The following is a 25,117-nucleotide window of genomic DNA, read 5'->3' on the forward strand; positions in this document are numbered from 1 at the left end:
AAGTGAAGTGTTGCGGCGATCCGTTGAGTCCGCCGCCCAAAGCGGTCAAATTAAATTCGCGCTCTTCGTTCGTGCGGCAAGATCGCCTGAGAGCCAACGGCATGGGATATGAAAACAAATAAGCCCTTAGCGCGACAACAATCAGATAAGTCTGGAGGATAACGGTTGGCTGATCAAAAGTTCACCTTGCCTACACCTTTGCCGGAGTTACCTTGCATTGCTAATAAGGAGAGTAGAATGGGCCAGATGCAAGATAACAGCAACAATTCCAAGGTTTATCTCAACGGTCTGGGCCTAGGATCTATATCGGCCGCAGTTTATCTGGTGCAGAAAGCCGGTTTTGATCCGGCGAACATCCATATTTTCGAACAAAACCCGGAGAGAGATCTGGTAGGCGGCTCGATGGATGCCTCAATGAAAATGGTCGACGGCAAGCCTGTCTATTTTATGCGCGGTAGCCGGATGTACGAAGACAAGGTCTACTGCTGCACCAAAGAGCTTTGGTCGCTTATCCCCTATGACGAACATGGTTCTTGCCTCGACGATCATGAGCGCAACCATGAAGAATGCCAGGTCGATACCGTCGTCCGCCTGCTGCATGCAGATGGCGAAAAGGACAGCGGCCACGACCTCGGCCTCGGCCCAATTGAGACAGTTCAGATGGCGCGCTTGATGGCGACACCCGAGTCGTCGATTCCCGATGATGCCAAAATCACCGACTATTTCAGTCACGCCTTTTTCCGCAGCAACTACTGGTACATGTGGCGCGCCCTTTTCGCATTTCAGCCATGGCACTCGGCGGTCGAGATGCGGCGCTATATGCGTCTGTTCTTCCATCGGATGTCCGATATGGAGAAGATGACCTCGCTAGAGCGTACCCGCTACACTAATTACCATTCCTTCATCTTGCCGGCGCTGCGTTTGTTGACCGAGAAAGGCGTTCAAATCCACTATAACTGCCGCGTTACGGACGCGGACTTCAAAGTTGACGGCACACAGCGCTGGATTGAGCGCTTGCATTTGGAGAGCTCGGACGGTGAGGTCATGGACCCGATCGAGGTTCAGCCGCACGATAGGGCATTCTTGACGATTGGTTCAATCGTATCCAATCACGCCTATGGGTCCCACGACCAACGCGTCTCGATGTCGCCCCCGGAGAAGCCAGGCGGAGCGTACTTGCTCTGGCAGAAATTGGTGGCTAAGCAATCTGACTTGGGCCGCCCTGAGCGCTTCCTGCGGGATGTATCGCTCTCCAGGATGATGCATTGCACTGTGACCTTCCGCGGCAGCCTTTTTGAGCGAAAGTTCCAGTGGCTCGTAGAGCGGTTGATGGGACGGCAAAGCCCATTACCCCTTACGCACTCACCTTGGATCTTGCATCTGCACACCTATCGGCAACCCTTTTATCCTGGACAGGCCGCTGACACCTGCGTGATCTGGGTTTCAGCCCTCGGCGAGGACAACGAAGGGCAATTCGTGAAAAAGCCAATGTATGAGTGTACAGGGCGCGAGATTCTGGAGGAGATCCTTGGTCATCTCTGGGGCGACCTGGACGGGGACGAAAAAACAGAACTCCTTGACACCTCGTACTGCGTGCCCTGTCGCTTGCCCTACGGCATTTCTCAGTTTTTGCCTCGTGCAGAAGGGGACCGGCCACCTGTCATTCCCGAAGGTTCTCAGAACTTCGCATTGCTGGGGCAGTTTGTGGAGATCCCCGACGGGATCGTGTTCACCACCGAGTACAGCGTCCTCGGGGCGATCTTGGCGATCAAGGGGCTGGTGAACGCCTCGATCGAACCTCCTGCGATGTATTTCGGCCAGCACGACCCATGGACAAACTTGGCGACGGCCAAGGCTATCCTCAGATGAGGGTCGTACTACCCCCCCCCAAAAAAAATTGCCACTAGACTGGCCGCAAGAGGGGGTTCTGCACTTTCAGCAAAAGACTGCTTGGTCCGCAAGGCGGTCGTTCAGGCAACGTGCAGCGAACGGCGGCATTGAGCCCAATCTGCTCATTCATGAAAGGTGCGGCATCCGTCACGAAGGGCGGAAAGCAGTCATTCGCTGCAGGCGCATGAAATGCAAGCCAAAATAGAAAAGCGGTCACTCGAGATGGATGAATGAGGCCTCAGGAGGCGTCCCGTTCGAATATGGAGCATGCTTTCTTCACACCCCACAGAACACTCAGACGTTTTTATGTTTTGCAGGGGCTCTGCCTCGCCTTCACCGTTCGCGAAAAGAAGTTGGAGCAAGTACGCTCCAAGGCGATCGGCTTCAGTTAGCGTTCAGTGATTTGGACGACAACGATGAGTGTCCGCCCGAAACCAATTCATCTATGAACTTCGAAAACAACTCACCTTGAGATCGGATCTGCAGTTTTGAATAAACATTCCTTCGGTGGATACGCACAGTGCCGGGGGAAATTTTGAGGATGCGCCCCACAGCGTCTGCGGAATGACCTTTGAGCGTGTATTCGACGACCTGGCGTTCTCTTGGCGTCAGGGCACCCTGTCCGAAATTGGTAAAAGCAAGGGCCACGCTTTGATAAAGATCATCATCTGCTACCTCGCCTTCAACAGATCCAAACCGGTTGGCAAGATCGTCCCAGTGTCTTTTGCATGTCGCCTGCACAATGGGCCAAAACTCATTGAGTTGTCGGAAATCCTTGGCTGAAAAAGCCTTTTGCTCACGCATCACGGAAACAACCACACTGGCGGATTCAGGAAGCCGGATCACAAAGCCCATTTCTTCCGCAAGCCCGGTTCGGGCATAATAGCTGCGATAGTATTCGCCCTGAAAAAACCTGTCCGGTGCCAGATCGCGAATTCGATGCAGTCCGGGAACGAAATCGGTCTCGCAAACAAGATAAAATGGGTCAAGCAAGTATGGGCCTTCCTGATAGTCCTCAACAAAGACCTTGCGCTTATTTTTTGGGAAATCGTCATACAAATCCAAAGGGCGGGCTTGGCCAAAATATCCAAATACAACAGTGTAATCGAACGGGGTGATCTGCCTCAGCGTATCAGACAAGGTTTGTGCAAAGCTCTCTGAGCCGATAGCGTCAATGAGCGTGCCGGTTGCTTCGTACAAAGCTTTCATGATCCTCCTCCGCGCCCTGCTATTCAGATTGATATACTAAAAACATGGTATATACACTGAAACAAGTTTTTCTTACAGTTTTTCCAATATAGATAGTAGTCAACAAATCGGAAAAAGATAGAAATAAATGGAAAACGGGGGATATGTTGGCGAGGTTGAGCCAGCTGGCAAAAAACCGATCGCAGAACTGCGTGGAGTGACAAAGCGCTTTGGCGAAGTGTTGGCCGCCAGTGATTTGAACCTTTCGATTGCCGAGGGCGAGTTCCTTTCCTTTCTAGGCCCGTCCGGATGCGGCAAGACAACAGCTTTGAGGATGCTGGCAGGTTTCGAAACCCCCACCGAAGGGGATGTGTTGCTGGATGGAAAGGTGGTGAACACGCTCGAAGCGCACCACCGTCCGGTGAACATGGTGTTTCAGCAATATGCACTGTTCCCACATATGACCGTGGCGCAAAACATCGGGTACGGGTTACGCCAGATCCGCCCGCGCATACCAAAGGCAGAGATTTCGGAACGGGTGAGCAAAGCCCTTGATGTGGTGCAACTGGCAGGCTTTGAGGATCGCAAGATCTGGGAGATGTCAGGCGGCCAGCAACAGCGCGTGGCCCTGGCCCGCGCTATCATCAATGAGCCCAAACTCCTGTTGCTGGACGAACCCATGGCCGCGCTTGATCGCAAGTTGCGTAAGGAGATGCAGATCGAACTGCAGGATCTGCAACGCCAGTTGGGTATCACCTTTGTACTGGTGACACACGACCAGGAAGAGGCACTATCGATGAGCGATCGTATTTGCATCATGCGGGACGGCAGAATTGTGCAGATCGGTAGCCCGCAAGAGTTGTATGATCGCCCAAATTCTCGCTATGTCGCTGATTTTGTAGGCACGTCCAACTTCTTTAATGGCAAACTTCAGCGTTCGACGGACGGCTTGTCTGAGGTGCTTCTGGACAATGGAATGCGGATACAGGGCATGCCCGGTGATGGTCTTGTCGACGGGCAGGAGGTGTGCGTTAGCGTGCGCCCTGAACAAATGAAACTGCGCCGTCAGGGCAAAGGTCTTGAGGTCGAAGTCCACAACCGAATTTTTCTTGGCGAACACACTGAATACCTGGTGACGCACGAAACCCTTGGTGACTTCCTCGTACTCGCTCCGCGTCAGGCGGACCTTAGCGAAGGTGCTTTTGCCGTCCGCGACAAAGCCCTGGTCTCGTGGGAGACATCGGCGGCGCTCATTCTCGACCGAAATTAACGACGTCCACAACAACCATGCAAAAGGGAGTAAAGAAAATGACAAAGACCATCGACCATATCTCCAAGAAGGAGTTCATGGAGAAGCTGGAAAGCTACCGGAAGGGCTCAATCACGCGGCGCCATTTCCTGAATGTAACCGGCCTTGGTGCGGCAGCGGCTGTGATGGGGGCCTCGGTGCCCGGTTTGCGCCCACAACCTGCATATGCTGGCGATATTGGTGATCGCGTGGTTCTGGCTACATGGCCGAACTATCATGATCTGGCCAACTTTGACGCCTTTACCGAGGCGACCGGCGCACATGTGCAGGTCAACGTCTTTGGCTCGAACGAAGAAATGCTAGCCAAGTTGCAGGCCGGTGCCACAGGTTGGGATGTCTATGTGCCCACCAACTACACGTTTGAAGATTACGTCAAAGAGGATCTGATCGAACCGTTGGATACGTCGATGTTGCCGAACTATGATGCGTCGGCCTTTGATGCGCGCTACGCCGAGGCAGGTTCAGTCAACGGTAAGCTCTATGGTGTTCCCAAGAACTGGGGATCGACCGGCATGGCCGTCAACACTAAGCACAATGGTGGAAATGCGATTTCATCATGGCGAGAGTTCTTTGATATCACCATGGGCAAGTTCTCGGGTCGTACTATCGTGCACGACTATCAGCTGACCACGATTGGCAGCGCCCTGAACGCCTTTGGCTATTCGTTCAATTCGGTTGACGAGAAAGAGCTGGCCGATGCCGAGAAACTGCTGATTGACGTGAAGCCACATCTGTTTGCCATTACGTCGGACTATCAGCCGGGTATGCGTAATGGGGATGCCTGGTTGACCATCTGCTGGTCCGGCGACGGCAAGCAGCTGAACACCGACATACCCGAGATCGCCTATGTGCTTGGCAAAGAGGGCGGCGAAATCTGGAGCGATTACTGGGCGATCCCCAAAAGCTCCGAGCGCAAGGCAGCGGCCTATGCGTTGATCAACTTCATGCTGGATCCGAATGTTAACGTCAAAGAAGTGCTGGCGCACGGCTATCCGACGGCAGATTCCCGAACATATGATCAACTGCCCGAAGAGTTGAAGAATGATCCGATCATCTTCCCGGCTCAGGAGCTTTTGAGCCCACTGGAATTCGGGGCCGCAGTCACTCTGACCGATCCGAACCGCGCCGAGCTGATGGCTCGGTTCAAGTCGGCCTGATCTGAACTAAGGTGAAGACAACATGACGAAAAGAACACGCAACTGGTTGTTGTTGGCACCTGCGGGAACTTGGTTCCTCGTGATGCTGATCATTCCGTTAACAGTTGTCTTCATCTTTAGCTTTGGAGAGCGAGCCTCGTCAGGTGGCGTTGAGCTCGCTCTCACTTTGGAACAATACACCAACCTTCCTGCACGCTGGGCAGCGTTCAAAAATACGATGACGTTGGCGCCGTTAGGAACCATGGCGGCGCTGCTTATCGCCTATCCCCTGGCTTACTTTCTCGCTGTCAAAACGACTCCGAGGTGGAAAACCATCCTGTTGGTTCTGGTGATCGTGCCATTCTGGACGTCGATCCTGATCCGCAGTTACGCTTGGATTTTCCTGCTGGGTGGACGCGGGATACCTGCCTTGTTCGAATGGGTCGGAATTGAGGGACTACGCCTAATCAACACGCCGTTTGCGGTGCTGGTTGGGATTATCTATGGGTATCTACCGCTGATGGTGTTCCCAATCTATGTCAGCCTCGACAAACTCGACAAACGCCTGCTCGAGGCGTCGTCTGATCTGGGCGCAAAGCCGTGGAAGACCTTTCTTCAGATCACGCTCCCGCTTTCGGTGCCCGGCATTGCGACTGGTTGCATGCTCGTCTTTATCCTGTTGATGGGCGAATACCTGATCCCGGCTCTGCTGGGCGGTGGCAAAGTGTTCTTTGTTGGCAATGCACTGGTCGACCTGTTCCTTCAGTCACGCAACTGGGCCTATGGGTCGGCGGTTGCTGTCACCCTTGTGGTCGTCATGCTGATTACCGTCACGATCTACATGCGGCTGATTAGCCGCCTCGGCGCAAGCCGTGAAGACGTATCGATTATGTGAGGCTATGCGATGAGACTGTATGCAATCTGCGTTTACCTTTTTCTCTACATTCCTATCGGTGTCATCGCCCTGTTCAGCTTTAACGCCGGTCGACACGCGAGCCAGCTTCAGGGGTTCTCAACCAAATGGTATGGCAAGGCGCTGTCCAATCCGTTCGTGATGGACGCGCTGGAAACCAGCCTGGTCGTGGCATTTTGTTCGGCGCTGTTTGCCAGCGTCTTTGGCACCATGGCCGCCGTCGCCCTGCAGGGCATTCGTGGTCCCGTGCGAGCTACCTTTGATCTGCTGATCTATGTTGCGGTGATGATCCCCGGCATTGTAATTGGGATCGCCACTTTGATCGGGCTGGTCACCGTATTTGACCAACTGAACCCGCTGATTGCGGCGATTTGGCCGGACGGGTTCAAGCCGCCAAAGCTGCGCATGGGCATCGGCTCGCTGATCGCCGCCCACACGATGTTCTTGATGGCGCTTGTGGTAATTATCGTACGGGCACGGCTCGCGGGGATGGATCGCGCGCTGACCGAGGCCTCTTCGGATCTCTACGCCACGCCGATGGGAACGTTCCGACAGGTGACATTGCCGATGATCTTTCCGGCCATCCTGGCGGGTTTTTTGCTGAGCTTCACCTTTAGCTTCGACGACTTCATCATCGCGTTCTTTGTGGCGGGCTCAGAAACGACGCTGCCGATCTATGTGTTCTCATCCATCCGACGCGGTGTGACACCTGAAATCAACGCGATTGGAACGATGGTGATGGGCGTGTCTCTGTTACTGCTGATTACCGCCCAGTTGTTGCTGCAACGCGGAGGTAAAAAGTCCCGATGACCCTTGCAGAAAAATCTCTTAAGGCCCGACCTTTTCCGATACTCGGCGGCAAGGTTGTTCTGGTGACAGGCGCCGGATCAGGAATTGGCCGGGCAGGGGCAATGGCCATGGCCCGTCATGGCGCCAAAGTTATTGTGACAGATCTGGACGCCGACAAGGCTGCGCATGTGGTCGAAGACTTACATGGCGAGGGGCTGGTGGCGGCCTCGAGAGGGCTAGATGTCACCGACGATCAGGCAGTCAAAGCCGAGGTCGACAGAGTCGTCAAAGCTTACGGGCGCCTTGATGTCCTGCACTCTCACGCTGGCTATCAGGTTGAAGGCAACCTTGAGCAGGTGCCCGTTGAAGGTTTGGACATGTCCTGGCGATTGAACGTGCGGTCGCATTTTATCGCGGCTCGCGCTGCGGTGGGTCCCATGCGCGAGCAGGGAGGTGGCAGTGTAATCATCACTTCGTCAAACTCGGGTGTGCAATACGACCGCGAAATGATTGCCTATGCCACTACCAAGCATGCAGTGGTCGCCATGACCCGTCAGATGGCCGCAGATTATGCCAAACACAATGTTCGTTTTAACGCCCTGTGTCCGGGTTTTATCGACACGCCGTTTAACGCCGGTTTCGAAGTGCAAATGGGCGGGCGCGAAAAGCTAGAAAACTACGTGTCTGAAACCATTCCGATGGGACGCTGGGGCACGACCGAAGAAATGGCCGATTCAATCCTGTTTCTGGCCTCCGACATGTCCACCTTTATGACGGGCCATGCGCTGGTCATCGATGGCGGAGAATGCATCTGAACTTCTGTACGGAGCACCAATATGACCAATAGCCTCAAGACACCCAATGGCCGCCTCGCGGGAAAAGTTGCCGTGATTACAGGGGGAGCCACTGGAATGGGGCGGGCCACCGCGCTGATGTTTGCCGAAGAAGGTGCCAAGGTCAGCATCTTTGATATCAAGAATGAAGAGGGTCGGAAAACAGTCGACATGATCCGCGACACAGGTGGTGAGGCGGCATTTTTTCATGCTGATGTCACCAAGGACGCCGAGATCAATGCTGCCTTTGACGCTGCCCTTGAAGCCTTTGGACCCTATAATGTCCTGTTCAATCACGCAGGAACCATCATCGTCAAAGCGATGCATGAAACCAGCGAAGAAGAATATGACTGGTTGATGGATGTAAACGTGAAATCGGCCTTTCTGACCTGCCGTCGTGCGGTTCAAGACATGAGCGCAAATGGCGGCGGCTCAATCGTGATTACTTCGTCTATTGCGGCTGAACTGGGCTATGCGTTGGAGTCAGTCTACTGCATGTCAAAAGGCGCGGTTCTTCAACTGGCGCGCACGATCTCAACCGAATATCGCGATGCGGGCATCCGGTGTAACGCGGTCTGCCCTGGGTTTGTTGAAACGGCGCATGGCCTCAAGGAAATAGCAGAGTTGGACGCCGCCGGACAGGAATGGGAAGACTCTGGGATGGCGGCAACGCAGGGACGCATTTGCTATCCAGAGGAAGTGGCCGCGGCGGTGGTTTTTCTTGCATCTGATGAGGCCAGCTTTGTGAACGGCAATGCAACCTATGTTGACAACGGCTGGTACGCAAAAGGTTAAATGCCAAGCGAATAGGACAATCATGACCATCGGACTTTGAGTTGCACGATCACTTTGGCGGCGCAGCGAATGGCTGGATCGGTGGAGCCGCAATGCGGCGAGAACTTTCACGACGAATGACTGCAATGGGCCGGATGCGGCTTCTGGAGCATTTCAGCCGAAGGTCGGGAAAGTCCGCGAGGCGGTCATTCGTCGCAACTCTCTCCAATGTCTGCTTCGCGGACTTTCCATCCGTTCCCCTGTTTGGGATCTAGGACCGCAGGCAGCCCAAAGCGGACATGACCGAGCTGCTCGTCGGGCGGAAAGCCGTCCTTCGCTGTAATGCGCTCTAACGGCAGCAACGGGCGAAGCCGCTGGATGCTGTTGCAGCAAGAAAATCTAGGCAGCTAGGGCGGTTTTTATTAGGCTGCATTGAAAGGCAACAAATAGAGGGTTTAAATGTATAGGTTATTGTCAATGGCAATTGGGCTCAGCCTTGCTGCCTCTCACTCATGGGCCGCTGATGAGGCCCCTCCCAATATTCTTGTTATCATGGCCGATGACGTGGGCTGGGCGAGTTTGGGTGCGTACCACGGTGGAATCAAAAGTATTAAGACACCCAATCTCGACCAACTTGCGATGGGCGGTGCGCGCCTGACAGATTATTACGCCGAACCAAGCTGTACGGCCGGGCGCTCAGGCTTCATGACTGGACAGATGCCTATTCGGACAGGGATGCACACGGTTGGTCTTCCCGGAGACCCAGTCGGCCTACACCCCGATGATCCGACCCTTCCGATGTTCCTAAAACAACAGGGATACACGACAGGACAATTTGGCAAGAACCACCTTGGAGATTTGAACGAATTCCTACCCACGACCAAAGGGTTCGATGAATATTGGGGCTGGCTGTATCACTTGAACGCAATGGAATACACGTCTGACCCGGACTGGCCGGATGATCCTGAGTTTGAGGCGCAATTTGGTCCGCGCAATCTCATTCATTCCTTTGCCACCGACGAAGACGATGAAACAATCGATCCCCGTTTCGGAAAAGTCGGCAAACAACGGATTGTTGACGATGGCCCTGCCCCTCCAGAGCGGCAAAAGACGCTGGACGATGAGGTGACAGCACACACAAAGGACTTTATTTCCCGTGCGGTTGAAACGGACACACCCTTCTTTGTCTGGATGGCTCCAGCGCGGGCTCACGTTTGGACGCACCTCAGCCCAAAGTACGAAGCGATGTTGGGAGACGGTCGCGGCCTTCAAGATGTGATAATGAAAGAACTGGACGACAATGTCGGCAAAGTTCTCGCCCACCTCGATGATCTCGGTATTGCCGACAACACAATCGTCATGTTCACAGCGGACAACGGTCCTGAAACGATGACATGGCCGGATGGTGGAACGACGCCATTTCATGGCGAAAAAGGTACGACTTGGGAAGGCGGCTTCCGGGTTCCCGCGATCATCCGCTGGCCAGGGCGAATTCCCGAAGGCCAAGTCCTGAATGGGATATTCAGCGGAATGGATTGGATGCCGACTCTTGTTGCCGCTGCGGGTGGCCCTGCCGACCTAAAGGAACAGCTTTTGGAAGGGTACGAGGGATACAAGGTGCATGTGGATGGGTATAACCAGCTACCTTACCTGACCGGCGAGGCCGAAAAGAGCAGCCGGAAGGAGTTGATCTACTATCAGGGTACTGACCTTCAGGCAGTGCGCTACAACGACTGGAAAGCTCACTTTGTTGTTCAGAACCAAGGCTGGTCTGGCCCAAAAGAAGAATTGGTAGCACCGTTGCTGTACAACCTCCGTCGGGATCCGTACGAAAAGGCTGCAGACGAAAGCGGCATGTACGTCCGTTGGATGGGCAACAAAATGTGGGCCTTCGGTCCCGCTGCACGAATTGTGCAGGCGCATCTTGCTACTTTTGCAGACTTCCCACCCCGTGGGAAACCGGTGGCTAACCAAGCTCATGTGGAAGAACAAACCTCGACGGAGGGCGGCATTTCTCAGTGAGCAGATGCGCAGTGTCCCGAATAGCTTCTAGGTAACAGAGATGACATCCGGCGTTGACGACCGGGTGTCTGCAGTTGAGCGGTATCGCTGCGAGTTCGCGCCCGGCAGAGTTGGTAGAACGGGTTTCTTAGCCGCCGTTCGCTACGGGCATCAACAATGTCAGTTTTGGGTCGTCCGCTCAACTTTGCAAAGGTAGCTATCTGCGCACTTCCGGCATTGATGCACGGTGCAGCAATTTGCACTTTGGGCTCCTCGCGGCCATTCGCTGCACTTGGCATGAGCGGCTGATTTTGAGCGCGAAGCAGACGTTGTTCTTTCTATATGACGTAGCCGCTTTTTGTTTTGCCCGCGCTACGCCGCCCGCTCCTTGAACCTGACAGACTTAGCGATTACATACCAATCGTGGGCGGACAGCCCGCAATTCCCCCAAACATGATGACGCTCGTCTACCGAGCTTTGCCCGTAAGTCGCGGAAGACCGCCGGGGTATGGACCGCCCGAGACATGCTTGCGACCGGTGCGAATGGTCTGGGTCTAGCGCCGATCCACTGATGAGCCTAAGGCAGGGCGAAACCAACAGCATCCAGAGCGTCACGAAAATCGTGATCACCAACCCCGCCCAGGGGTGGTCGCCGGTGGCAACAGCCAACGGGATGTGCATCAACATGATGAATAGGAGAAATCACATGGAGCAAGATATCCAACTTGAAGCTGCCGCAGCAAGGCACATCGTCCTGATCGCTATGGCCTACTGTGAAGCCCAAACAGCAACGAGCGGCGAGGAAAGCCCGATTGTGCATGACCGGCAGTGGCAGGCCTGCTGTGGTGTCGCTGCGCGCTTCCTGAGCGATCCTGAAGCTATGACACCGCAACTCTGCCACCATGAATGGCGGCTCAGCCAAATGCGGCACAGTCATCCGCAGTTCTGGCCTGCTGCCGCATCTCGCACTTGGGATGAACTCGACCCGATGGACCAATATGTCGAGCGGGCTGGTTTGGCAGCAATGCGTCAGGCGCTGGACGAAACACGGAGGTCCTCGCGGGGTCGCACCGCGGCGCTGCAATGAACGTCGGGCGTTAAAAAGCAGCATTATGCTTGATGTGAACAACAGAAAATATACAGAAGGACGAGACACAAAACATCCCAACCTCCCAACCAAACGCCCGACAGGGAAGTTGGGAGGTTTTACTGCATGTCCGCCCACGACGAAATGGCCGGCCTAGCTCGTTTGGCCTCGTTACAAGGTGTCCCACTATTAATCAGACCGCCTTGAGGATAGCGTTTTCGAACCGAGCGCCGTTGCTATTGGGTCCTGGAACGAGTCGGGGCTCTACATGACGCAAGCGTCGAGCGAAGCTGTTGCGCGCAGGAATTCGGCTGTCCGATACACCTTCTGCGGCACGCCACTGACGGAAATTCAAATACAGATCAGCAACAGTGACGACGTTGTTTGCCCGGATGGATAGTCTCTCTGCCGCCCACGCACGAACTCGGTCGGCATCCCTCATCCACGCCTCCTTGGCGATGCGTGATGTCATAGGATCAACCATGCGCCGCGTGGTCAAAAGTTCCGCAGCCGCACCCACGACAAGATGTAGTAGAAGATCCGCCTCATGTTCGATTATGCGATCTGCCAATCCCTCGTCGGCTTGCTCCTCAGAATACGCGTTGTCGAATACCAGAACCTTGAAGCGGCGCTCAACGCCGCTGTCGATCCCCCCGCTAAATGCGGGCAGGTCGTTACAGATGAACACATGCTGCGCCTTGGGACTGAAATAGAACGGTATGCCGTATGGCAGCCGGGCATGACAGACATCGCCTGTGATTACTTTCTTTAGCGCATCTCCCGAGAGGTCGCGGTCTGAGGTTTCTTCAGCTACGTTTAGGGCGCACCCACGCAAGGTCGCCACAAAGTAGTCCTGTCCGACTTTTGCTGGAGGCACGGATTTCAATGCCTCTGCGGAAATTAAAGACGAAATCACCTTGCGGGTGGTACTCTTCCCAGCACCGCCTTTGCCGATCCAGATCAAAGCTTGCGGGTGCTTCAACTGGGTGCCGATCCCAAGCGCGGCTGCAGCCGCCGTCTGCAGGATAAGCTCGATACGCGCACGCTTGTCTTGCTCCGCGTACTCCAAGGTCACTTCAAGGTTGGGAGCTTCATGGCGCAGCCGCAACTGGGTTGCTTCGGCTGAGAATAAGCCTTCAAACAATCGCATGACGTCGCTGTTTTTCAGGTGCGACTTAGCATCCTGCAAAGGCCAAGCGCCTCGCACAGCATGTCTGGCGCGATGTCGCCGCGCGTGTGGCTCAAGTCGTGGTTCAAACAAGCCGGTGCTGGGATCGCGACCAAAGCAAATGAAGCCGCTGTCACATGTGATACCCAAAGGCACATCGTCAAAAAAACCATCATCTTCGCGTTTTGACATCAGCAAGGCCCTAACGCTCTTCGCCTTGCTCGACGAAATTTTCACCTCTCCTCTGCCGCCGCTGGGCGTTAGGTAGGTCGCTCCGTCAAAGCGAGCGATCGCACGCGTCAGCCGATTTTCGTTTAGCACGGTCCACAGCATGCCATCATAGAACCAGAGAGGAAACCTGACATACATCATTACCGCCAGGCGGATAACCTCAGGGCTAGTTTTGAAGTAGCGAAAAGGAGAGTGTTTTGTCATACGCCGAAGCTACGAAACAGCCCTGAACCGCATCCTACGCAATGCGGTAATTGAACAGAGCAACCTCCTTCGCTGGCGCGGCAACGCTACTGAGGAGCATCGAACCCGAAACCGGACATTGGATAAGAACGTGGCGCCCGTCAGCAATGTCAAGCAAGGGGTGGGCTTTACCTGTCACAGAATCCGCAAGACAAATCCGTCCGGGGAAAGGGCCCCTGCGTTCAGACCCCGATTTGTGCAACAAAGCCGGCATCATATGCAGTATGAAACGCAGTAGCCGCCCGGAAGTATGTTTGTTCCGCCAATGTCGAGGTTCTTTAGGTTTGATCCTGCTGACGAGATGGCGAAGTGTCGAGCGCGTCGCGCGGGTTCTTGCCAAAAGCCTCTCGGAACTCCTGCGAGAATCTACCCAGATGCCAGAACCCGTGTTCCATTGCGATCTTGGTCACGCTTGCGGTGTCTGGAGTGGCTGTTTGCAGCGCTTTTTGAACCAGATGCAGCTTCAGCCGTTTCTGATAGGCCCGGGGCGCCATATCGATTGATACGCTGATCGCACGAAACAGCGTTCGTTGTGACACGCCAAGGGACCTCGCAAGCTGGTCGATTTGACTCGCATCGACCCATTCACCAGTAAGCAAGCGCCGGCGCACTGCCGTTACCAGCGCCATATTCCTTCTCGCTTGACCATGCAGCGCGTTACGGTTGTCGGCGGCCTCAACCGGGGCCAGCAAATCTCCGATCGATTCGATCAGCCCTTGCAGCGCCGGTATTTCCTGGTCTGGTACGCCAACTTCGCGCGACAATTCCAGAAGGCGGACCGCTGTCTCGATTCGACCAAGCGAAACGCGCAACTGTCTTTTTGAAACCTCAACAAGGAACGTATTCTTGGGCTCGTTAATCCAACCCATCGTGTCTGCTAAGGCGCGCTGTACGGTAATGAAAAGTGTAAATACGCCCGGCTCAGTGCGGTGGCAAAAATCCACTCCGTTCACCTGCAAGCCAATATTGCCAAAGCCTACTTTTTGACCGCCGAGTTTGGATGGTGCACTGAATTCCAAGGGAACAACTATCGCGAGATCATCGACCAACTTGGTTTCGTGCACTGCCACTGCAGCTTTGCAAAAGACCCACTCAAGAACGATGCCCGCTACCTCGAACCGTCGCAACGCGTAACCCAATGAACCAGGACTAAGCTGAATGATCTCGTATTCCCAACCAGGGTCGGTAGCGATAACCTCAGATGGATCGCTGAATGTGAATTGATCAGTCCGGATCGTCAGAGGATCTCCGCCGTCTCTTGGCATGGGGTTTCTTCCTCCAAGGCCCGCCGAGATATTCTCTATCCGCCGGCTGACACTCAGTCTGAGAGGATCATAACCCGCAAGCACAACCAATCAAGAGAAAATCTCCAGATATTGGTTTCCCTGACTTTGGCAATCTGCGGATAGACCCCCAAGCGGCACACAGATATTTTCAACATAGCGCTTGTCCGCACCGCAAGGCGAGAGGTTTGAATGGCCTGCCAAAGTACGTCACACCGTGCGGCTCGCGGGTCTCGGATGGGAGCCAGTGTCCTTGCAATGGCCGCTCTCGGAATGGACGCGGCGGCCGAGCAAAAGAAGATCGATGGGGCTACCAATCTCGACAGGGTGACCACGGCGGTTGAGAGCGGAGGGTTGATTTGGCCGCCTTACGTCGTTGGCAGTTTGTCTATCGGGTTATTCAACGACCACACCTTTCAGGCTGATGATCCAAACGAAAAGATTAACGACATCTTTGGCGAGTCCCGGCTGGAAGCGTTCGTTTTTCTCTCTCGCAACATCTACGTAGAGACTGGGTGGCTGGTTGAACCAGTTGACGCGCCAATAGCTGGCCGAGACCGATTTTTGGAAGCCCACGCGCTTAAATGGGGTGCGCTGTCGCTAACGTTTGAATCTGGTGACTTCTGGATCTCAGCCGGTAAAGGGCCTGTACACTTCGGGATTGCCGAGAGCGTTGCGCCCGGCATCTATGGCTCCGACATTGCCAGTGACTTCTATGCCATCAAGGGACGAGTTGGGGTTGGCGCGAACTATGGTTTTGACGCCGGAGACTTTGGTAGTCACGCACTGCGCGGAGGGGTGTTCACACTGGACACGTCGTGGCTGGCAACACCATTTTTCAGCGATTTCGACCCCCCAAAACGATCCACGGGTGGAGCTGGCAATACAAATGGTCTCAAGAACTGGGCAATCGCACTGGATGGCGGCGGTATCGATGTACTTCCCGGTTTCCGCTACCACCTTTCCTATGTAAATCAGCAAACGGAATTCCTGCGCCTACCAAATGGCAAGAAGGTTCCGCGCGACGCTCTTGGCAACGAGCACAGATACGCGGCAGCAATAACATGGTTGCCAATTGCCCTAATCGACGAGTTATCGGTTACCCCGTTTGTTGAGTATGCCCGACTCGAGAATGCGCGAGGACGTCGCAACCGGACCGAGGGCTATCTGACCAGCTCTTTGGATCTTCAATATCGTCAGTGGAGCCTGGCGCTTGCAGCAACTGGGTGGGAAGTGAAAACCCCTGACGGTTCAAGGACCTCAAACCTGCAGGCCCAGATTTCGGCCGGCTATACCTTTGACAATGGGGTCACCTTTGAGGCTGGGTTCCGAAGTCTCAATGAAGACAACGAAAACTCTGAAACGTTCGGGCTTGCCCTGAACTATGAACTCCCTTTCGCGTTTTGAAAGCAACCCGGCGAATGTCTCTGAATTTCACAATCCTCCTTGTCTTCGCCGTCACGCTGGCGAGCCCCGCAGCGTCGCAAGTTATCAGTGATGTGCAGTCCTACCTCGCGCAAAACGCTACCCAACAGGAGATTTTCCTGACTCGGCAACTTCGCGCCCAGCCCAATCTGGCCGCTGAATGCGCGCCGGGTACAGATGCCGCCAGTTTCCGGCCACGCTTCGAAGTCTGGCTAGACGAAAACCCGACCTTCACGACCCGACCCGCGCAATTCGCCATCACGGCAGCTCTGGTCGACTTCTGCAAACAACCGACATCCAGCAGGTGACATCATGACAGAGTCCATTGAAACCGCACCGGTTCTCAGCCGCCGCGCGCTACTGAAAACGGCCAGTTCCGCTGCGGCGTGTGCCATAGCCCCGGGTTGGGCGATGGCAGACACGCATTCCGCAGATCTCGAACTTTGCTACATGCCCGCCTCTGACCTTCTGACGAAGTTCAAGGCCAAGGACCTGTCGCCCGTAGAGGTGCTGGAAGCGCAGTTTCGCCGCACCGATGCCGTCGAAGAAAGACTGAATAATTTCATCGCAACTTATCCCGAGGAGTCATTGGCTGCAGCGCGCGCGTCCGAGGACCGCTACATGAAGGGTGAAGGGCTGCCGCTTGATGGGATCACCATTGCAACAAAGGATGAACTGGCCATCAAGGGCCGTCCGCTGACGGCTGGCACCTTGCCTCTCAAGGACGCCATTGCAGACGAGACGGACCCGCTGGCTGAACGCCTGTTTGCCGACGGCGCTATCCCGCATGCAATCACCACCGTACCGGAGATGTACTTTGCGGGCGTTACGTGGTCCAAAGCTTGGGGCGTTACACGAAACCCCTGGAATACCAAATATACTGTCGGCGGCTCCTCTGGTGGCTCTGGCGGAGCACTGGCCTCTGGTCAGACTACCCTTGCAACAGGCTCGGATATGGGCGGCTCTATCCGTATTCCTGCGGCCTTCTGTGGTCTATACGGATTCAAACCTCCCTATGGCCGGGTGCCCGCGAGCCTTGGCGCGACATTTCTCCTGCCTTCAACCAGTGGTCCGATGGCGCGAACGCTAAAGGATATGATCCTGCTGCAAAACAATATGGCGGGCCCGACCCCGAATTCTCTGACCGCCCTGCGTCCCAAGCTGACACTGCCTCTGGAATACGACGGTGTCGAAGGTATGCGCATAGCCTACAATATTGACCAGGGCTGGGCCGAGATCGAACCAGAAACTCTCGATCTGTTTATGAAAGCCGTTGAAGGCCTGCGCAGTCAGGGTGCAACCCTCGAAGAGGTCGACCTAGGCCTTGGGCTAACTGGACCGCAAATCCGTCTCGCAATAACCCAAGCACTTCTTTCAGGCGCGTTCGGCGGGCAGATGAAGGGCCTTATCGCCTATGCCGATCAATTGACCAGCTACGGTCGATACTTCGCCGAGGTGGCCGCCACGGGCATGGGTCCGGACGAGGCCCTCGCGGCGGCAAACACCATCGAGCGGCTAAACATCCTCGTGCAGCAGGCGGTGTTCGACAATGGTTACCAGGCGTTGCTTTCACCGACACTGAACACGTCGCGCGTGCAGGCGGACTATGATCCGGTCAACGACGCGCCGCGGATCAATGGAAAAGCCGTCGATCCGCATGCAGGGCTATTCCAAACGCCACTTTGGAACCTTTTGAATTGGTACCCGGTAGTAAGTGCACCGATTGGTTTGACGCCTTACAACATGCCAGCAGGCATGCAGATCGTCGCAAACACCTTTGAAGATGCGATCTGTATGCAAGTGGCCGCCGCTCACGAGGCCGTCTCACCCAAACTTTTTTCCGGCGAACTGATGCCGGACATCGGCTAATCAGCCCGTGCGCCCGTGGACTATACCGACTGGATCAAGCTCGCACCTCTTGCCGCGGCCCTGGTACTGGCTCGGGGAGTTTATCATACGAACCGCCGCTGGGAGGACCAGAAACTCTTCGAGCGCATTCGCGACGAAGAAAAGGCTGCGGCTGCCCGGCGCAGCCTCGCCGCAAGCCTTCTTGCTGAACTCATTGCGTTGCACGAACTGGTGACGAAGAACGAGCTGGCAAAGTGCGCTCGAGCGCAAGTAGAGCAAGAAGACTGCGCGTTCCACATCCCGATCCGGGACCGCGAGGTCATTCGGATAGGGGCAGTAACGCTGTCCCTTATGCCACGCCAAGTTGACGCCACGCAGTAAGAGCGGCGGCACGGTTGATCTTGAAAATGGCGCGAGGATAGAAGTGGCGCTCCAGATTGAAATGATTGTGAAAGGAAGAATGAACGGCACAGAATTTTTGTAGGCTCTTCATTTGCGGAAACCGCAGCATCGCCCGTTCTCGTCGTCGAAACGGCTGGTGCGAATTCTCGCCTCGATTGTTTCGCCAGCGACCTGTTTCCTGCTTTTGTGCATTGCCAATAATCTTCATGGCAGCGCAGTAAGACCGAAGTTTGTCCGTCACGATGACATGCGGGTTACCATAGCGTTTCATTGTTTTCTTGAGGAATTTCAACGCTGATTTGCGATCTCGGCGCTGGGTAACATAGGATTCCAGTACTTCACCCTCATGATCCACAGCACGCCAGAGATAGTGGGTTTCACCGTTGATCTTCACGAAAACCTCGTCGAGATGCCATTACCAGTTCGAGTAACACCGCATCTGGCTGACCCGTTTTCTACGGATCTCGGCCGCGAACATCGGACCGATTCTGTTCCACCAAAATCGGATCGTTTCGTGGCTCACGTCGATACCGCGTTCTTGTAGCAGGTCTAAAGAGATACTCGATTCCCCGATCTTATCCCTCTGAAAGACCTGCTCTGCCAGTTTAACTATGGCAATACCATCCAGGCTCTATCGTCGAGCTCATCACTTCGAAATCATTATGGTGGGTTTTATGGTGGGTTTGCTTTTCTTATCAGAACGCAAGTATCTGAAATAAGTCAATAAAAAATGATATAGTGGCGGAGACGAAGGGATTCGAACCCTCGAGACCCTTCCGGGCCTACTCCCTTAGCAGGGGAGCGCCTTCGACCACTCGGCCACGTCTCCGCTGGCGGGTATATCCTTGCATGTCGACCAGATACAAGACGATTTTGATCGAGCGCGATATTTTTCTGAAATCGTTTGCGCTGATGTTGTTGGGATGCATTTGCTTGGCGAAGGCGCTGCGCCATCTGTTCCCTAATGCGATTTGGAACTATGAGGAGCGTCACCGCGACGTTAGCCCGGTTCGTCAGCTTCAATTGCAGCTCGCATGAGAAACAGCGTCGCCGGGTCCAGATCATTTTGAGCCATAATAGCTTCGAAGTTGGGGTTCAGTGCGTTGGTGCCCCAAGGTCGTACGGCCAGGGCAATCCAAATCGCAACAGTGCTGTCTTTGTCCAACTGATGCCTAAACACATCCAGGATCCGGGGTCGCAACTTGGGATAGGTCGTTCCGCCATCGGCCAGACTGCGGATCAGGAATCGCTTTTCGTCAGCCGTGCGTTCAGACCGCTCCAGCGACTTTTCGATTTCAAGTATTGCCTGTTCCCCATCCACTGCGATACCCGCCAAACCCCAGTCGTACAGGTTGAGATCCCCACTGCGAAGCGCGCTTTGATAGCCAAGCCTTACACGTTCTTTGGCCTTTGGATCCGACTGAAGACCCAGCAATCGGATAAGTGCCGGTGCGTAGGCTAAACGATTGGGATTGCGAAGATCCTGCAATAATTGTGCGGTTGGCACGGCATCGGTCAGGTGGGTCAAAAGCCAATAGGGCGCGCGATGGATTTCGATCAGCGCCGTGTTGCGCAACAGGCGATCTTCATGTGTGAGATAGGCACTAAAAAAGGCAACCTGCGCCGCGCGATCCGGCGCGCCACTGGCCCAGCCCTGCCCCTCGGCACGCAGTGTTTCAAGGAAGTGGGCCCGATCCGGTGTCATCAAGAACCCCTTGGTCCAACCGCTGGGCAGGCTGCGACCGGCCTTGTCCTGATACCCCGTCCCGTAGACCATCAAAACCGTTCTGTCCGGATTCGCACGAAAGGCAGATCGCAAGACGCTGTCGACCAGGAAAGGTATTTCGGGCAAAGCCTCAACCTGTTCCGGCGTGCCTTTCAAAACCGAAACGGGGGTGAACCTGAAAGGGTTGTCTGGCGATGGTGCCGCCAGCACGATCACACGCGCCGAAAGAATCCGGTCCGCCAGAGAATACTCCGGAAGCTCAACGCAGACGCCGCAGGCTTGGGCCGGGCGGGACTGGAAGCCCACACAAAACGCGAGCACCGCAAGCATTTGCAAGACGCGCCACATGGATCACGCTCCGTCTAAAAGCACCCCAGCCTGAATGCGGGCTTTCGGGTTTCCTGATCATGTTATCCAAAAACCGGCTATTCGGCGAATGGTTTGCAATTTGCGGGCTGCACCGGTTGCACATAGCCGGTGCACTTACATCAGGTCGTTTTCCACATCCTCAGCCGAGATACCCAGTGCATCCAAGCCATTTTCAAGGTGATCCGACAAGTGCGGCGTACCAATCAGGTAGTCCGCGCAAGGGGTCGAAGCCTCGGACTTGGCTGTTGCGATGGCCTCAGGCAGATCTTCGGCGAAAAAGCTTTCGCGCCCGACCCACATGACAGCCACCAGTTCGGCCTGTTCGTCCTCGCTCATCCGGTCGATGAAGGCGCGCAATTCGCCCTCGGCGCGACCCAACTCGCGCCCCATCATCGCAACCTGAGCGATTTTCCTTGGCGAAATTTCCATCATGACCCAGCTCCTCGTATTCGCGGTTTCAATAGTACCACAACCATGAGGAGGGGGCTGAGTCTTTGATCTTAAGCAAAGACCCAGGGGCTAAGGCTTGCGACTGCGGGATATCGGCTGATCGGGCACAGGGGCGGTTCGGAACGGAACAAACCGGGCCTTTTTGATCTTAAGTTTGATCGCCTGCCAGACAATCAGGAAAAACGCACGTCGCGCACCGAAGGGACGCCGCAGCAACGACCACAGGATTGCCCGGTTGGTCAGCGGCGCGCGCGGCCCGGTCAGGGTGGCAATCAATCCACCCGCTTTTCGACCATAGTCAATCCAGACGCCGATACGCTCGGGGCGATGGTCGAACCGGAACTCATACGTCCCTTCGATCTTTTGAAACGGTGAGACATGCATCAGCTTGTCCGCAACGATGCGATCAGTCGGCTGGATCGGGGCAAACCCGGGATTGTTGCACAGATAGCTGTGGCGCGTGCCGTAAGTGTTCGTAACCTCTGCTACCACCGCATATAGTTGTTCATCGGCATCGAAACAGAACCAGAAGCTGACCGGATTGAAGACATGCCCCAGCACCCGTGGCTGCGTCAGCAACTCAAGTCTTGCAGGTTGCGTCACACCCATTTCGTTGAATTTGGCTCGCAACCACACCGCACCCTTCCCTTTGCCGGGTTCACCGCCGTGGTCACGGTCTCGCCAATACATCGCATTTACACGGTTCATCGAAAACAAAAGCGGTGTGTAAGGTCGGGCTTCTGGGTCCATCAAGATGTAATCGATGGAATACCGAAACGCATTCTCGATCCCGCCCTTTCGACCGTGGTAAGTATGGCCTGAAATATGGTCGATCCTGTTCATTCTCGTCAGTGTTCCAATTCGCCTGCAAGCCGTTCAAACGGCGCTGTTTTCTTCGACATGTAGATACTTATCATACGAAACATGGTCCGGTTCGGATTAAAATCGCATCACAATGTGATCCAGCTTGGGTCTTACCGCGTAATGTTGTTATGTTTACCGAGATCGATACCGCGACCTTGGATGAACCGGTGGCCAGCAGGCCTTCACAGAAACCGTGGCGCGCAAAGAAACGCATCAAGGGTAAACCGGTGAACCGAGCGCAAGACAAGTGTGACAAACGAGCTGAGTGGGTGGACCACGTCAGACTTATTAGGGACGCGCAGGATCAGGCAGCGTTTGCTGAGTTGTTTCAGCACTTCGCGCCGCGGATCAAGGCGTTCCTGATCAAGTCGGGCTCAGATGCGGCCATGGCCGAAGAGTGCGCACAAGAGGTGATGGTCACGCTGTGGCACAAGTCACATTTGTTCGACCCCACGCGGGCAACCGTGGCCACATGGGTGTTCACGATCGCCCGGAACAAGCGCATCGACGTCCTGCGCAAACAACGCCGCCCCGAGCCCGAAGAACTGGGATGGGGACCCGAGGCTGAACCGGAGCAGGACGACATACTCGTGCTGCAACAAGAAACTGCGCAGCTGCGCAACGCGATGACCGCGCTGCCAGAAGCGCAAAGACAACTGATCGAGAAAGCCTATTTTGGCGATCTGAGCCATCGAGAAATCGCTTCTCAGACTGGATTGCCACTGGGAACGATCAAATCACGGATACGGCTGGCGCTGGACCGCTTGCGCCATGCGATGAATTGAGATGACGGTTATGAGCAATAAAATCAAACATCACCTGACAGACGACCTGCTGATGGCTTACGCCGCAGGCACTCTGCCCGAGGCTTTCGACCTGATGGTCGCGACACATCTTTCCATGTGCAATCAATGTCGTGCTCAGGCCGAAAGCTTTGACGCCGTTGGCGGATATGTCCTGGAAGAACAGGACGAGACCGTTGCGATGAACGACAAGGCACTTGCGGAAACGATGGCTTTGATCGCAAACGGTGCGCCGATTGCCAAACCCAGGCGTCTCGGCTGTTCGGTTTTGCCAAGCCCGTTGCAGGATTACGTGGGCGGCGATGTGAACGACATCCGCTGGCGACCAATCGGCATGGGGGTCAAACAGGCGATCCTGCCGACGACCGGTGATGCAACAGCTCGGTTGCTGTTCATTCCGGCGGGCACCGCAGTTCCGGATCACAGCCACAACGGCGTGGAACTGACCATGGTGTTGCAGGGCGCGTTTTCGGACGAGGTTGACCACTTCGCCCGTGGAGATGTCGAAATTGCAGATGAAGACCTCCACCATACTCCTACAGCAGACATTACGGGGGATTGCATTTGCCTGGCGGTCACCGACGCGCCGCTGAAATTCAACAAACTGATGCCGCGTCTGTTCCAACCGTTCCTGAAGATCTGACGCAATCAGCGCTCATGTGGTACCCTGCCCTGCAAGCTGATTGTTGGAGGCATTTGAAATGATCCGGACTATGTTCTTTGTTCTTGCCCTCATGGGTTTTTCATCTGTCGCTTCTGCCCAGTTGGTCGCTGACGTGAAGTTCGAACCGGGCAATTTCGGGACAATGGTCAATGGTACCGTCACTGGAAACGAGTACTTCGACTACAAGTTGGGTGCAAAAGCCGGGCAAGAGATGTTCGCCGACCTGAAGGTAAGCGACACAAATGGCTATGGCGTGATCTACTTCAACATCCTGCCGCCGGACAGTGATGGTTTCGCGATCTACAACGGCTCGATCGACGGGAATACCGCGCGCATTGAATTGCCTGAGGATGGAGACTACACGATCCGGGTCTACCTGATGGGCAATGACCGCGATACGGACAAGACGGTCGGCTACAATCTGGATCTGTCAATCCAGTAATGCCTAGCCTTCGGACTGGCCCAGAGGCACAACGTTGGTCTGATCGTCAGGCGCCAGTTCCTCGAAATCGAAGTTATCCAACCGCTGTGCCCGGCGGCCAGCCTTTTCCGCGCTGATCTTGATTTCCGAGATATCCTTGGCCGCTTGCCCAAAATGGCGGTCCAGATTGCCGACCCGATCACCCAAACGCTCAACATCCTTGTGCAGCAAACCCAGTTCTTTGCGGATCGCCCCAGCTTGTTCCTGCATCCGCGCGTCTTTGAGGATCGCACGCATCGTGTTCAGTGTCGCCATGCAAGTGGTGGGCGAGACGATCCACACGCGTTTGGTGAAACTCTCCTGCACCAGTTCAGGAAATTTGGCATGAAGTTCGGCATAGACCGCCTCCGACGGCAGGAACATCAGTGCTCCATCTGCCGTTTCACCGTCCAGAATGTACTTCTCGGAAATATCCGTAATGTGGTTACGCACCGTGCTGCGGAACATCTGAACCGCCGCCTTCAACTCCATGTCATTGGTCGAACCGATCAGCGCCTCATAGGCCTCCAACGGGAACTTGCTGTCGATGACAATCGGTCCTGGAGGGTTCGGGAGGTTGATCAGGCAATCTGCGCGCCGTCCATTCGACAGGGTGGCCTGCAGCTTGAAACTATCCGAAGGCAGCGCCTTAGAGACGATATCATTCAGCTGAATCTCTCCGAAAGCACCACGCGTTTGCTTGTTCGACAGGATATCCTGCAAAGACAGCACGTCGCCCGACAGTTTTGTGATATTGTCCTGCGCCTTGTCGATGGCGGCCAGACGTTCCTGCAACTGCGTTAGCGATGTCGCGGTTTGTTTGGATGATCCATGCAGGGATTCCTTCATCCGCTCCTGCATCTCGGCCAAAGCACGCGCCGATTTCATCGCGTTATCCGCCAGTCGGTCATTCATCTGCTGCTGGACCGAGGACAGACGGGTTTCAACCGTTTGGATCACCTGCACCTGCGCATTGGCCTGCGTGTCCGAAACATGCTGCAATCCGCCGCGCAATTGTTCCTGCCCCTGCCCCAATTGCTGCACATGCTGGCCAAGATGCGCCATCTGGCGGGACAGAGGTTCCGCCATCCGGGCCGACCGGTTGGCTGCGCGCAGCGACAAAAACAGCAACAGCAGGATCAGCGTAACAACCCCGCCCACGGTCAGGATCACGGGGTCGTTCAGCGCATATTGGGTTCGTGCAATCTCGATCATGTCGCCTCGGATGTTCTTGTTTTATTCTCCATAGCCCAACCAAGCC

Annotated in this window: 23 protein-coding genes, 1 tRNA gene and 2 pseudogenes; 16 read left to right on the forward strand and 10 right to left on the reverse strand. The window is 55.1% G+C overall.

Annotation, left to right across the window (positions count from 1 at the left end; all coding sequences use genetic code 11):
* Window positions 1-237 precede the first annotated feature (237 nt).
* Window positions 238-1,869, forward strand: coding sequence for an oleate hydratase (locus RUA4292_RS07495; RefSeq protein ID WP_058277027.1), 1,632 nt, complete (start codon window positions 238-240; stop codon window positions 1,867-1,869).
* Between the two features lie 405 nt (window positions 1,870-2,274).
* Here the strand turns inward: RUA4292_RS07495 and RUA4292_RS07500 are convergent, their stop codons facing one another.
* A complete protein-coding gene (locus tag RUA4292_RS07500; protein WP_058277028.1) occupies window positions 2,275-3,099 on the reverse strand; it encodes a helix-turn-helix transcriptional regulator in 825 nt (274 codons plus the stop codon).
* Between the two features lie 127 nt (window positions 3,100-3,226).
* Between RUA4292_RS07500 and RUA4292_RS07505 the strand changes: the two genes are divergently transcribed.
* The 8 genes from RUA4292_RS07505 (at window position 3,227) to RUA4292_RS07540 (ending at window position 11,920) form a co-directional block, all read left to right on the forward strand.
* On the forward strand, window positions 3,227-4,348 hold the full coding sequence (locus tag RUA4292_RS07505; RefSeq protein WP_058277029.1) for an ABC transporter ATP-binding protein: 1,122 nt from the start codon (window positions 3,227-3,229) through the stop codon (window positions 4,346-4,348).
* Between the two features lie 38 nt (window positions 4,349-4,386).
* The gene (locus RUA4292_RS07510) at window positions 4,387-5,544 is read left to right on the forward strand and encodes an ABC transporter substrate-binding protein (protein ID WP_058277121.1); all 1,158 of its coding nucleotides are present in this window, start codon (window positions 4,387-4,389) and stop codon (window positions 5,542-5,544) included.
* Window positions 5,545-5,566: 22 nt separating this feature from the next.
* Window positions 5,567-6,418 carry an ABC transporter permease gene (locus RUA4292_RS07515; RefSeq protein WP_058277030.1) on the forward strand — a complete coding sequence of 284 codons (852 nt, stop codon included), beginning with the start codon at window positions 5,567-5,569 and terminating at the stop codon, window positions 6,416-6,418.
* Between the two features lie 9 nt (window positions 6,419-6,427).
* Window positions 6,428-7,246 (forward strand): ABC transporter permease, encoded by an 819-nt coding sequence (locus RUA4292_RS07520; RefSeq protein ID WP_058277031.1) that lies wholly within the window; start codon window positions 6,428-6,430, stop codon window positions 7,244-7,246.
* Window positions 7,243-8,040, forward strand: coding sequence for an SDR family NAD(P)-dependent oxidoreductase (locus RUA4292_RS07525; RefSeq protein WP_058277032.1), 798 nt, complete (start codon window positions 7,243-7,245; stop codon window positions 8,038-8,040). Before RUA4292_RS07520 ends, RUA4292_RS07525 begins: the two co-directional genes overlap by 4 nt.
* Window positions 8,041-8,061: 21 nt before the next feature.
* The gene (locus RUA4292_RS07530) at window positions 8,062-8,853 is read left to right on the forward strand and encodes an SDR family NAD(P)-dependent oxidoreductase (RefSeq protein ID WP_058277033.1); all 792 of its coding nucleotides are present in this window, start codon (window positions 8,062-8,064) and stop codon (window positions 8,851-8,853) included.
* 456 nt (window positions 8,854-9,309) lie between these two features.
* Window positions 9,310-10,854: an arylsulfatase gene (locus RUA4292_RS07535; protein ID WP_199519996.1), complete on the forward strand. Its 1,545-nt coding sequence runs from the start codon at window positions 9,310-9,312 to the stop codon at window positions 10,852-10,854.
* Between the two features lie 685 nt (window positions 10,855-11,539).
* Window positions 11,540-11,920, forward strand: a complete 381-nt coding sequence (locus RUA4292_RS07540; protein WP_145974895.1) for a hypothetical protein — start codon at window positions 11,540-11,542, stop codon at window positions 11,918-11,920.
* A gap of 193 nt (window positions 11,921-12,113) precedes the next feature.
* Here the strand turns inward: RUA4292_RS07540 and RUA4292_RS24935 are convergent, their stop codons facing one another.
* From RUA4292_RS24935 to RUA4292_RS07550, 3 genes and pseudogenes are all read right to left on the reverse strand, one after another.
* Entirely contained in the window at window positions 12,114-13,280 is a 1,167-nt protein-coding gene (locus RUA4292_RS24935; protein WP_199519997.1) for a phage/plasmid primase, P4 family, read from the reverse strand.
* Between the two features lie 156 nt (window positions 13,281-13,436).
* Window positions 13,437-13,523: pseudogene (locus tag RUA4292_RS25210) on the reverse strand (IS6 family transposase); the annotation flags it as partial.
* A 317-nt stretch (window positions 13,524-13,840) separates the two neighbouring features.
* Window positions 13,841-14,827 (reverse strand): helix-turn-helix domain-containing protein, encoded by a 987-nt coding sequence (locus tag RUA4292_RS07550; protein WP_058277037.1) that lies wholly within the window; start codon window positions 14,825-14,827, stop codon window positions 13,841-13,843.
* Between the two features lie 276 nt (window positions 14,828-15,103).
* Between RUA4292_RS07550 and RUA4292_RS07555 the strand changes: the two genes are divergently transcribed.
* Genes RUA4292_RS07555 through RUA4292_RS07570 form a run of 4 tightly spaced genes read left to right on the forward strand, consistent with a single transcriptional unit; the run spans window position 15,104 to window position 18,499 of the window.
* The gene (locus RUA4292_RS07555; RefSeq protein WP_145974896.1) at window positions 15,104-16,252 is read left to right on the forward strand and encodes a hypothetical protein; all 1,149 of its coding nucleotides are present in this window, start codon (window positions 15,104-15,106) and stop codon (window positions 16,250-16,252) included.
* 14 nt (window positions 16,253-16,266) lie between these two features.
* Complete coding sequence (locus RUA4292_RS07560) at window positions 16,267-16,578, forward strand: hypothetical protein (RefSeq protein ID WP_058277039.1); 312 nt, start codon at window positions 16,267-16,269, stop codon at window positions 16,576-16,578.
* 4 nt (window positions 16,579-16,582) lie between these two features.
* The gene (locus tag RUA4292_RS07565) at window positions 16,583-18,139 is read left to right on the forward strand and encodes an amidase (RefSeq protein WP_058277040.1); all 1,557 of its coding nucleotides are present in this window, start codon (window positions 16,583-16,585) and stop codon (window positions 18,137-18,139) included.
* 15 nt (window positions 18,140-18,154) lie between these two features.
* Window positions 18,155-18,499, forward strand: coding sequence for a hypothetical protein (locus RUA4292_RS07570; RefSeq protein WP_058277041.1), 345 nt, complete (start codon window positions 18,155-18,157; stop codon window positions 18,497-18,499).
* Here RUA4292_RS07570 and RUA4292_RS07575 read toward each other — a convergent pair.
* The 5 genes and pseudogenes from RUA4292_RS07575 to RUA4292_RS07595 all read right to left on the reverse strand — a co-directional run bounded on the left by RUA4292_RS07575 (window position 18,468) and on the right by RUA4292_RS07595 (window position 21,908).
* Window positions 18,468-19,124: pseudogene (locus tag RUA4292_RS07575) on the reverse strand (IS6 family transposase). The gene RUA4292_RS07570 and the pseudogene RUA4292_RS07575 overlap by 32 nt on opposite strands.
* Window positions 19,125-19,259: 135 nt before the next feature.
* A tRNA-Ser gene (locus RUA4292_RS07580) sits at window positions 19,260-19,349 on the reverse strand.
* A gap of 171 nt (window positions 19,350-19,520) precedes the next feature.
* Window positions 19,521-20,594, reverse strand: a complete 1,074-nt coding sequence (locus RUA4292_RS07585; RefSeq protein ID WP_058277043.1) for a hypothetical protein — start codon at window positions 20,592-20,594, stop codon at window positions 19,521-19,523.
* 135 nt (window positions 20,595-20,729) lie between these two features.
* On the reverse strand, window positions 20,730-21,047 hold the full coding sequence (locus RUA4292_RS07590) for a DUF3775 domain-containing protein (protein WP_058275224.1): 318 nt from the start codon (window positions 21,045-21,047) through the stop codon (window positions 20,730-20,732).
* Between the two features lie 87 nt (window positions 21,048-21,134).
* The gene (locus RUA4292_RS07595; protein WP_058277044.1) at window positions 21,135-21,908 is read right to left on the reverse strand and encodes a DUF1365 domain-containing protein; all 774 of its coding nucleotides are present in this window, start codon (window positions 21,906-21,908) and stop codon (window positions 21,135-21,137) included.
* 149 nt (window positions 21,909-22,057) lie between these two features.
* Between RUA4292_RS07595 and RUA4292_RS07600 the strand changes: the two genes are divergently transcribed.
* From RUA4292_RS07600 to RUA4292_RS07610, 3 genes are read left to right on the forward strand one after another with little or no spacing between them, the layout of a single operon-like run.
* Entirely contained in the window at window positions 22,058-22,714 is a 657-nt protein-coding gene (locus tag RUA4292_RS07600) for a sigma-70 family RNA polymerase sigma factor (RefSeq protein WP_058277045.1), read from the forward strand.
* A gap of 10 nt (window positions 22,715-22,724) precedes the next feature.
* Complete coding sequence (locus RUA4292_RS07605) at window positions 22,725-23,375, forward strand: ChrR family anti-sigma-E factor (RefSeq protein ID WP_058277122.1); 651 nt, start codon at window positions 22,725-22,727, stop codon at window positions 23,373-23,375.
* A 58-nt stretch (window positions 23,376-23,433) separates the two neighbouring features.
* Window positions 23,434-23,838, forward strand: coding sequence for a hypothetical protein (locus RUA4292_RS07610; RefSeq protein ID WP_233493381.1), 405 nt, complete (start codon window positions 23,434-23,436; stop codon window positions 23,836-23,838).
* A gap of 3 nt (window positions 23,839-23,841) precedes the next feature.
* Here the strand turns inward: RUA4292_RS07610 and RUA4292_RS07615 are convergent, their stop codons facing one another.
* A complete protein-coding gene (locus RUA4292_RS07615; RefSeq protein ID WP_058277047.1) occupies window positions 23,842-25,071 on the reverse strand; it encodes a DNA recombination protein RmuC in 1,230 nt (409 codons plus the stop codon).
* Between the last annotated feature and the right edge of the window lie 46 nt (window positions 25,072-25,117).

It is taken from the genome of Ruegeria atlantica (assembly GCF_001458195.1).
In the GTDB taxonomy this organism is placed as follows: Bacteria; Pseudomonadota; Alphaproteobacteria; order Rhodobacterales; family Rhodobacteraceae; genus Ruegeria; species Ruegeria atlantica.

Excerpts from the sequence above, each read along its gene's own strand:
- RUA4292_RS07495 (WP_058277027.1), top strand. The coding sequence starts at position 238 with ATGGGCCAGATGCAAGATAACAGCAACAATTCCAAGGTTTATCTCAAC.
- RUA4292_RS07500 (WP_058277028.1), bottom strand. The coding sequence starts at position 3,099 with ATGAAAGCTTTGTACGAAGCAACCGGCACGCTCATTGACGCTATCGGC.
- RUA4292_RS07505 (WP_058277029.1), top strand. The coding sequence starts at position 3,227 with ATGGAAAACGGGGGATATGTTGGCGAGGTTGAGCCAGCTGGCAAAAAA.
- RUA4292_RS07510 (WP_058277121.1), top strand. The coding sequence starts at position 4,387 with ATGACAAAGACCATCGACCATATCTCCAAGAAGGAGTTCATGGAGAAG.
- RUA4292_RS07515 (WP_058277030.1), top strand. The coding sequence starts at position 5,567 with ATGACGAAAAGAACACGCAACTGGTTGTTGTTGGCACCTGCGGGAACT.
- RUA4292_RS07520 (WP_058277031.1), top strand. The coding sequence starts at position 6,428 with ATGAGACTGTATGCAATCTGCGTTTACCTTTTTCTCTACATTCCTATC.
- RUA4292_RS07525 (WP_058277032.1), top strand. The coding sequence starts at position 7,243 with ATGACCCTTGCAGAAAAATCTCTTAAGGCCCGACCTTTTCCGATACTC.
- RUA4292_RS07530 (WP_058277033.1), top strand. The coding sequence starts at position 8,062 with ATGACCAATAGCCTCAAGACACCCAATGGCCGCCTCGCGGGAAAAGTT.
- RUA4292_RS07535 (WP_199519996.1), top strand. The coding sequence starts at position 9,310 with ATGGCAATTGGGCTCAGCCTTGCTGCCTCTCACTCATGGGCCGCTGAT.
- RUA4292_RS07540 (WP_145974895.1), top strand. The coding sequence starts at position 11,540 with ATGGAGCAAGATATCCAACTTGAAGCTGCCGCAGCAAGGCACATCGTC.
- RUA4292_RS24935 (WP_199519997.1), bottom strand. The coding sequence starts at position 13,280 with ATGTCAAAACGCGAAGATGATGGTTTTTTTGACGATGTGCCTTTGGGT.
- RUA4292_RS07550 (WP_058277037.1), bottom strand. The coding sequence starts at position 14,827 with ATGCCAAGAGACGGCGGAGATCCTCTGACGATCCGGACTGATCAATTC.
- RUA4292_RS07555 (WP_145974896.1), top strand. The coding sequence starts at position 15,104 with ATGGCCGCTCTCGGAATGGACGCGGCGGCCGAGCAAAAGAAGATCGAT.
- RUA4292_RS07560 (WP_058277039.1), top strand. The coding sequence starts at position 16,267 with ATGTCTCTGAATTTCACAATCCTCCTTGTCTTCGCCGTCACGCTGGCG.
- RUA4292_RS07565 (WP_058277040.1), top strand. The coding sequence starts at position 16,583 with ATGACAGAGTCCATTGAAACCGCACCGGTTCTCAGCCGCCGCGCGCTA.
- RUA4292_RS07585 (WP_058277043.1), bottom strand. The coding sequence starts at position 20,594 with ATGTGGCGCGTCTTGCAAATGCTTGCGGTGCTCGCGTTTTGTGTGGGC.
- RUA4292_RS07590 (WP_058275224.1), bottom strand. The coding sequence starts at position 21,047 with ATGATGGAAATTTCGCCAAGGAAAATCGCTCAGGTTGCGATGATGGGG.
- RUA4292_RS07595 (WP_058277044.1), bottom strand. The coding sequence starts at position 21,908 with ATGAACAGGATCGACCATATTTCAGGCCATACTTACCACGGTCGAAAG.
- RUA4292_RS07600 (WP_058277045.1), top strand. The coding sequence starts at position 22,058 with ATGTTTACCGAGATCGATACCGCGACCTTGGATGAACCGGTGGCCAGC.
- RUA4292_RS07605 (WP_058277122.1), top strand. The coding sequence starts at position 22,725 with ATGAGCAATAAAATCAAACATCACCTGACAGACGACCTGCTGATGGCT.
- RUA4292_RS07610 (WP_233493381.1), top strand. The coding sequence starts at position 23,434 with ATGATCCGGACTATGTTCTTTGTTCTTGCCCTCATGGGTTTTTCATCT.
- RUA4292_RS07615 (WP_058277047.1), bottom strand. The coding sequence starts at position 25,071 with ATGATCGAGATTGCACGAACCCAATATGCGCTGAACGACCCCGTGATC.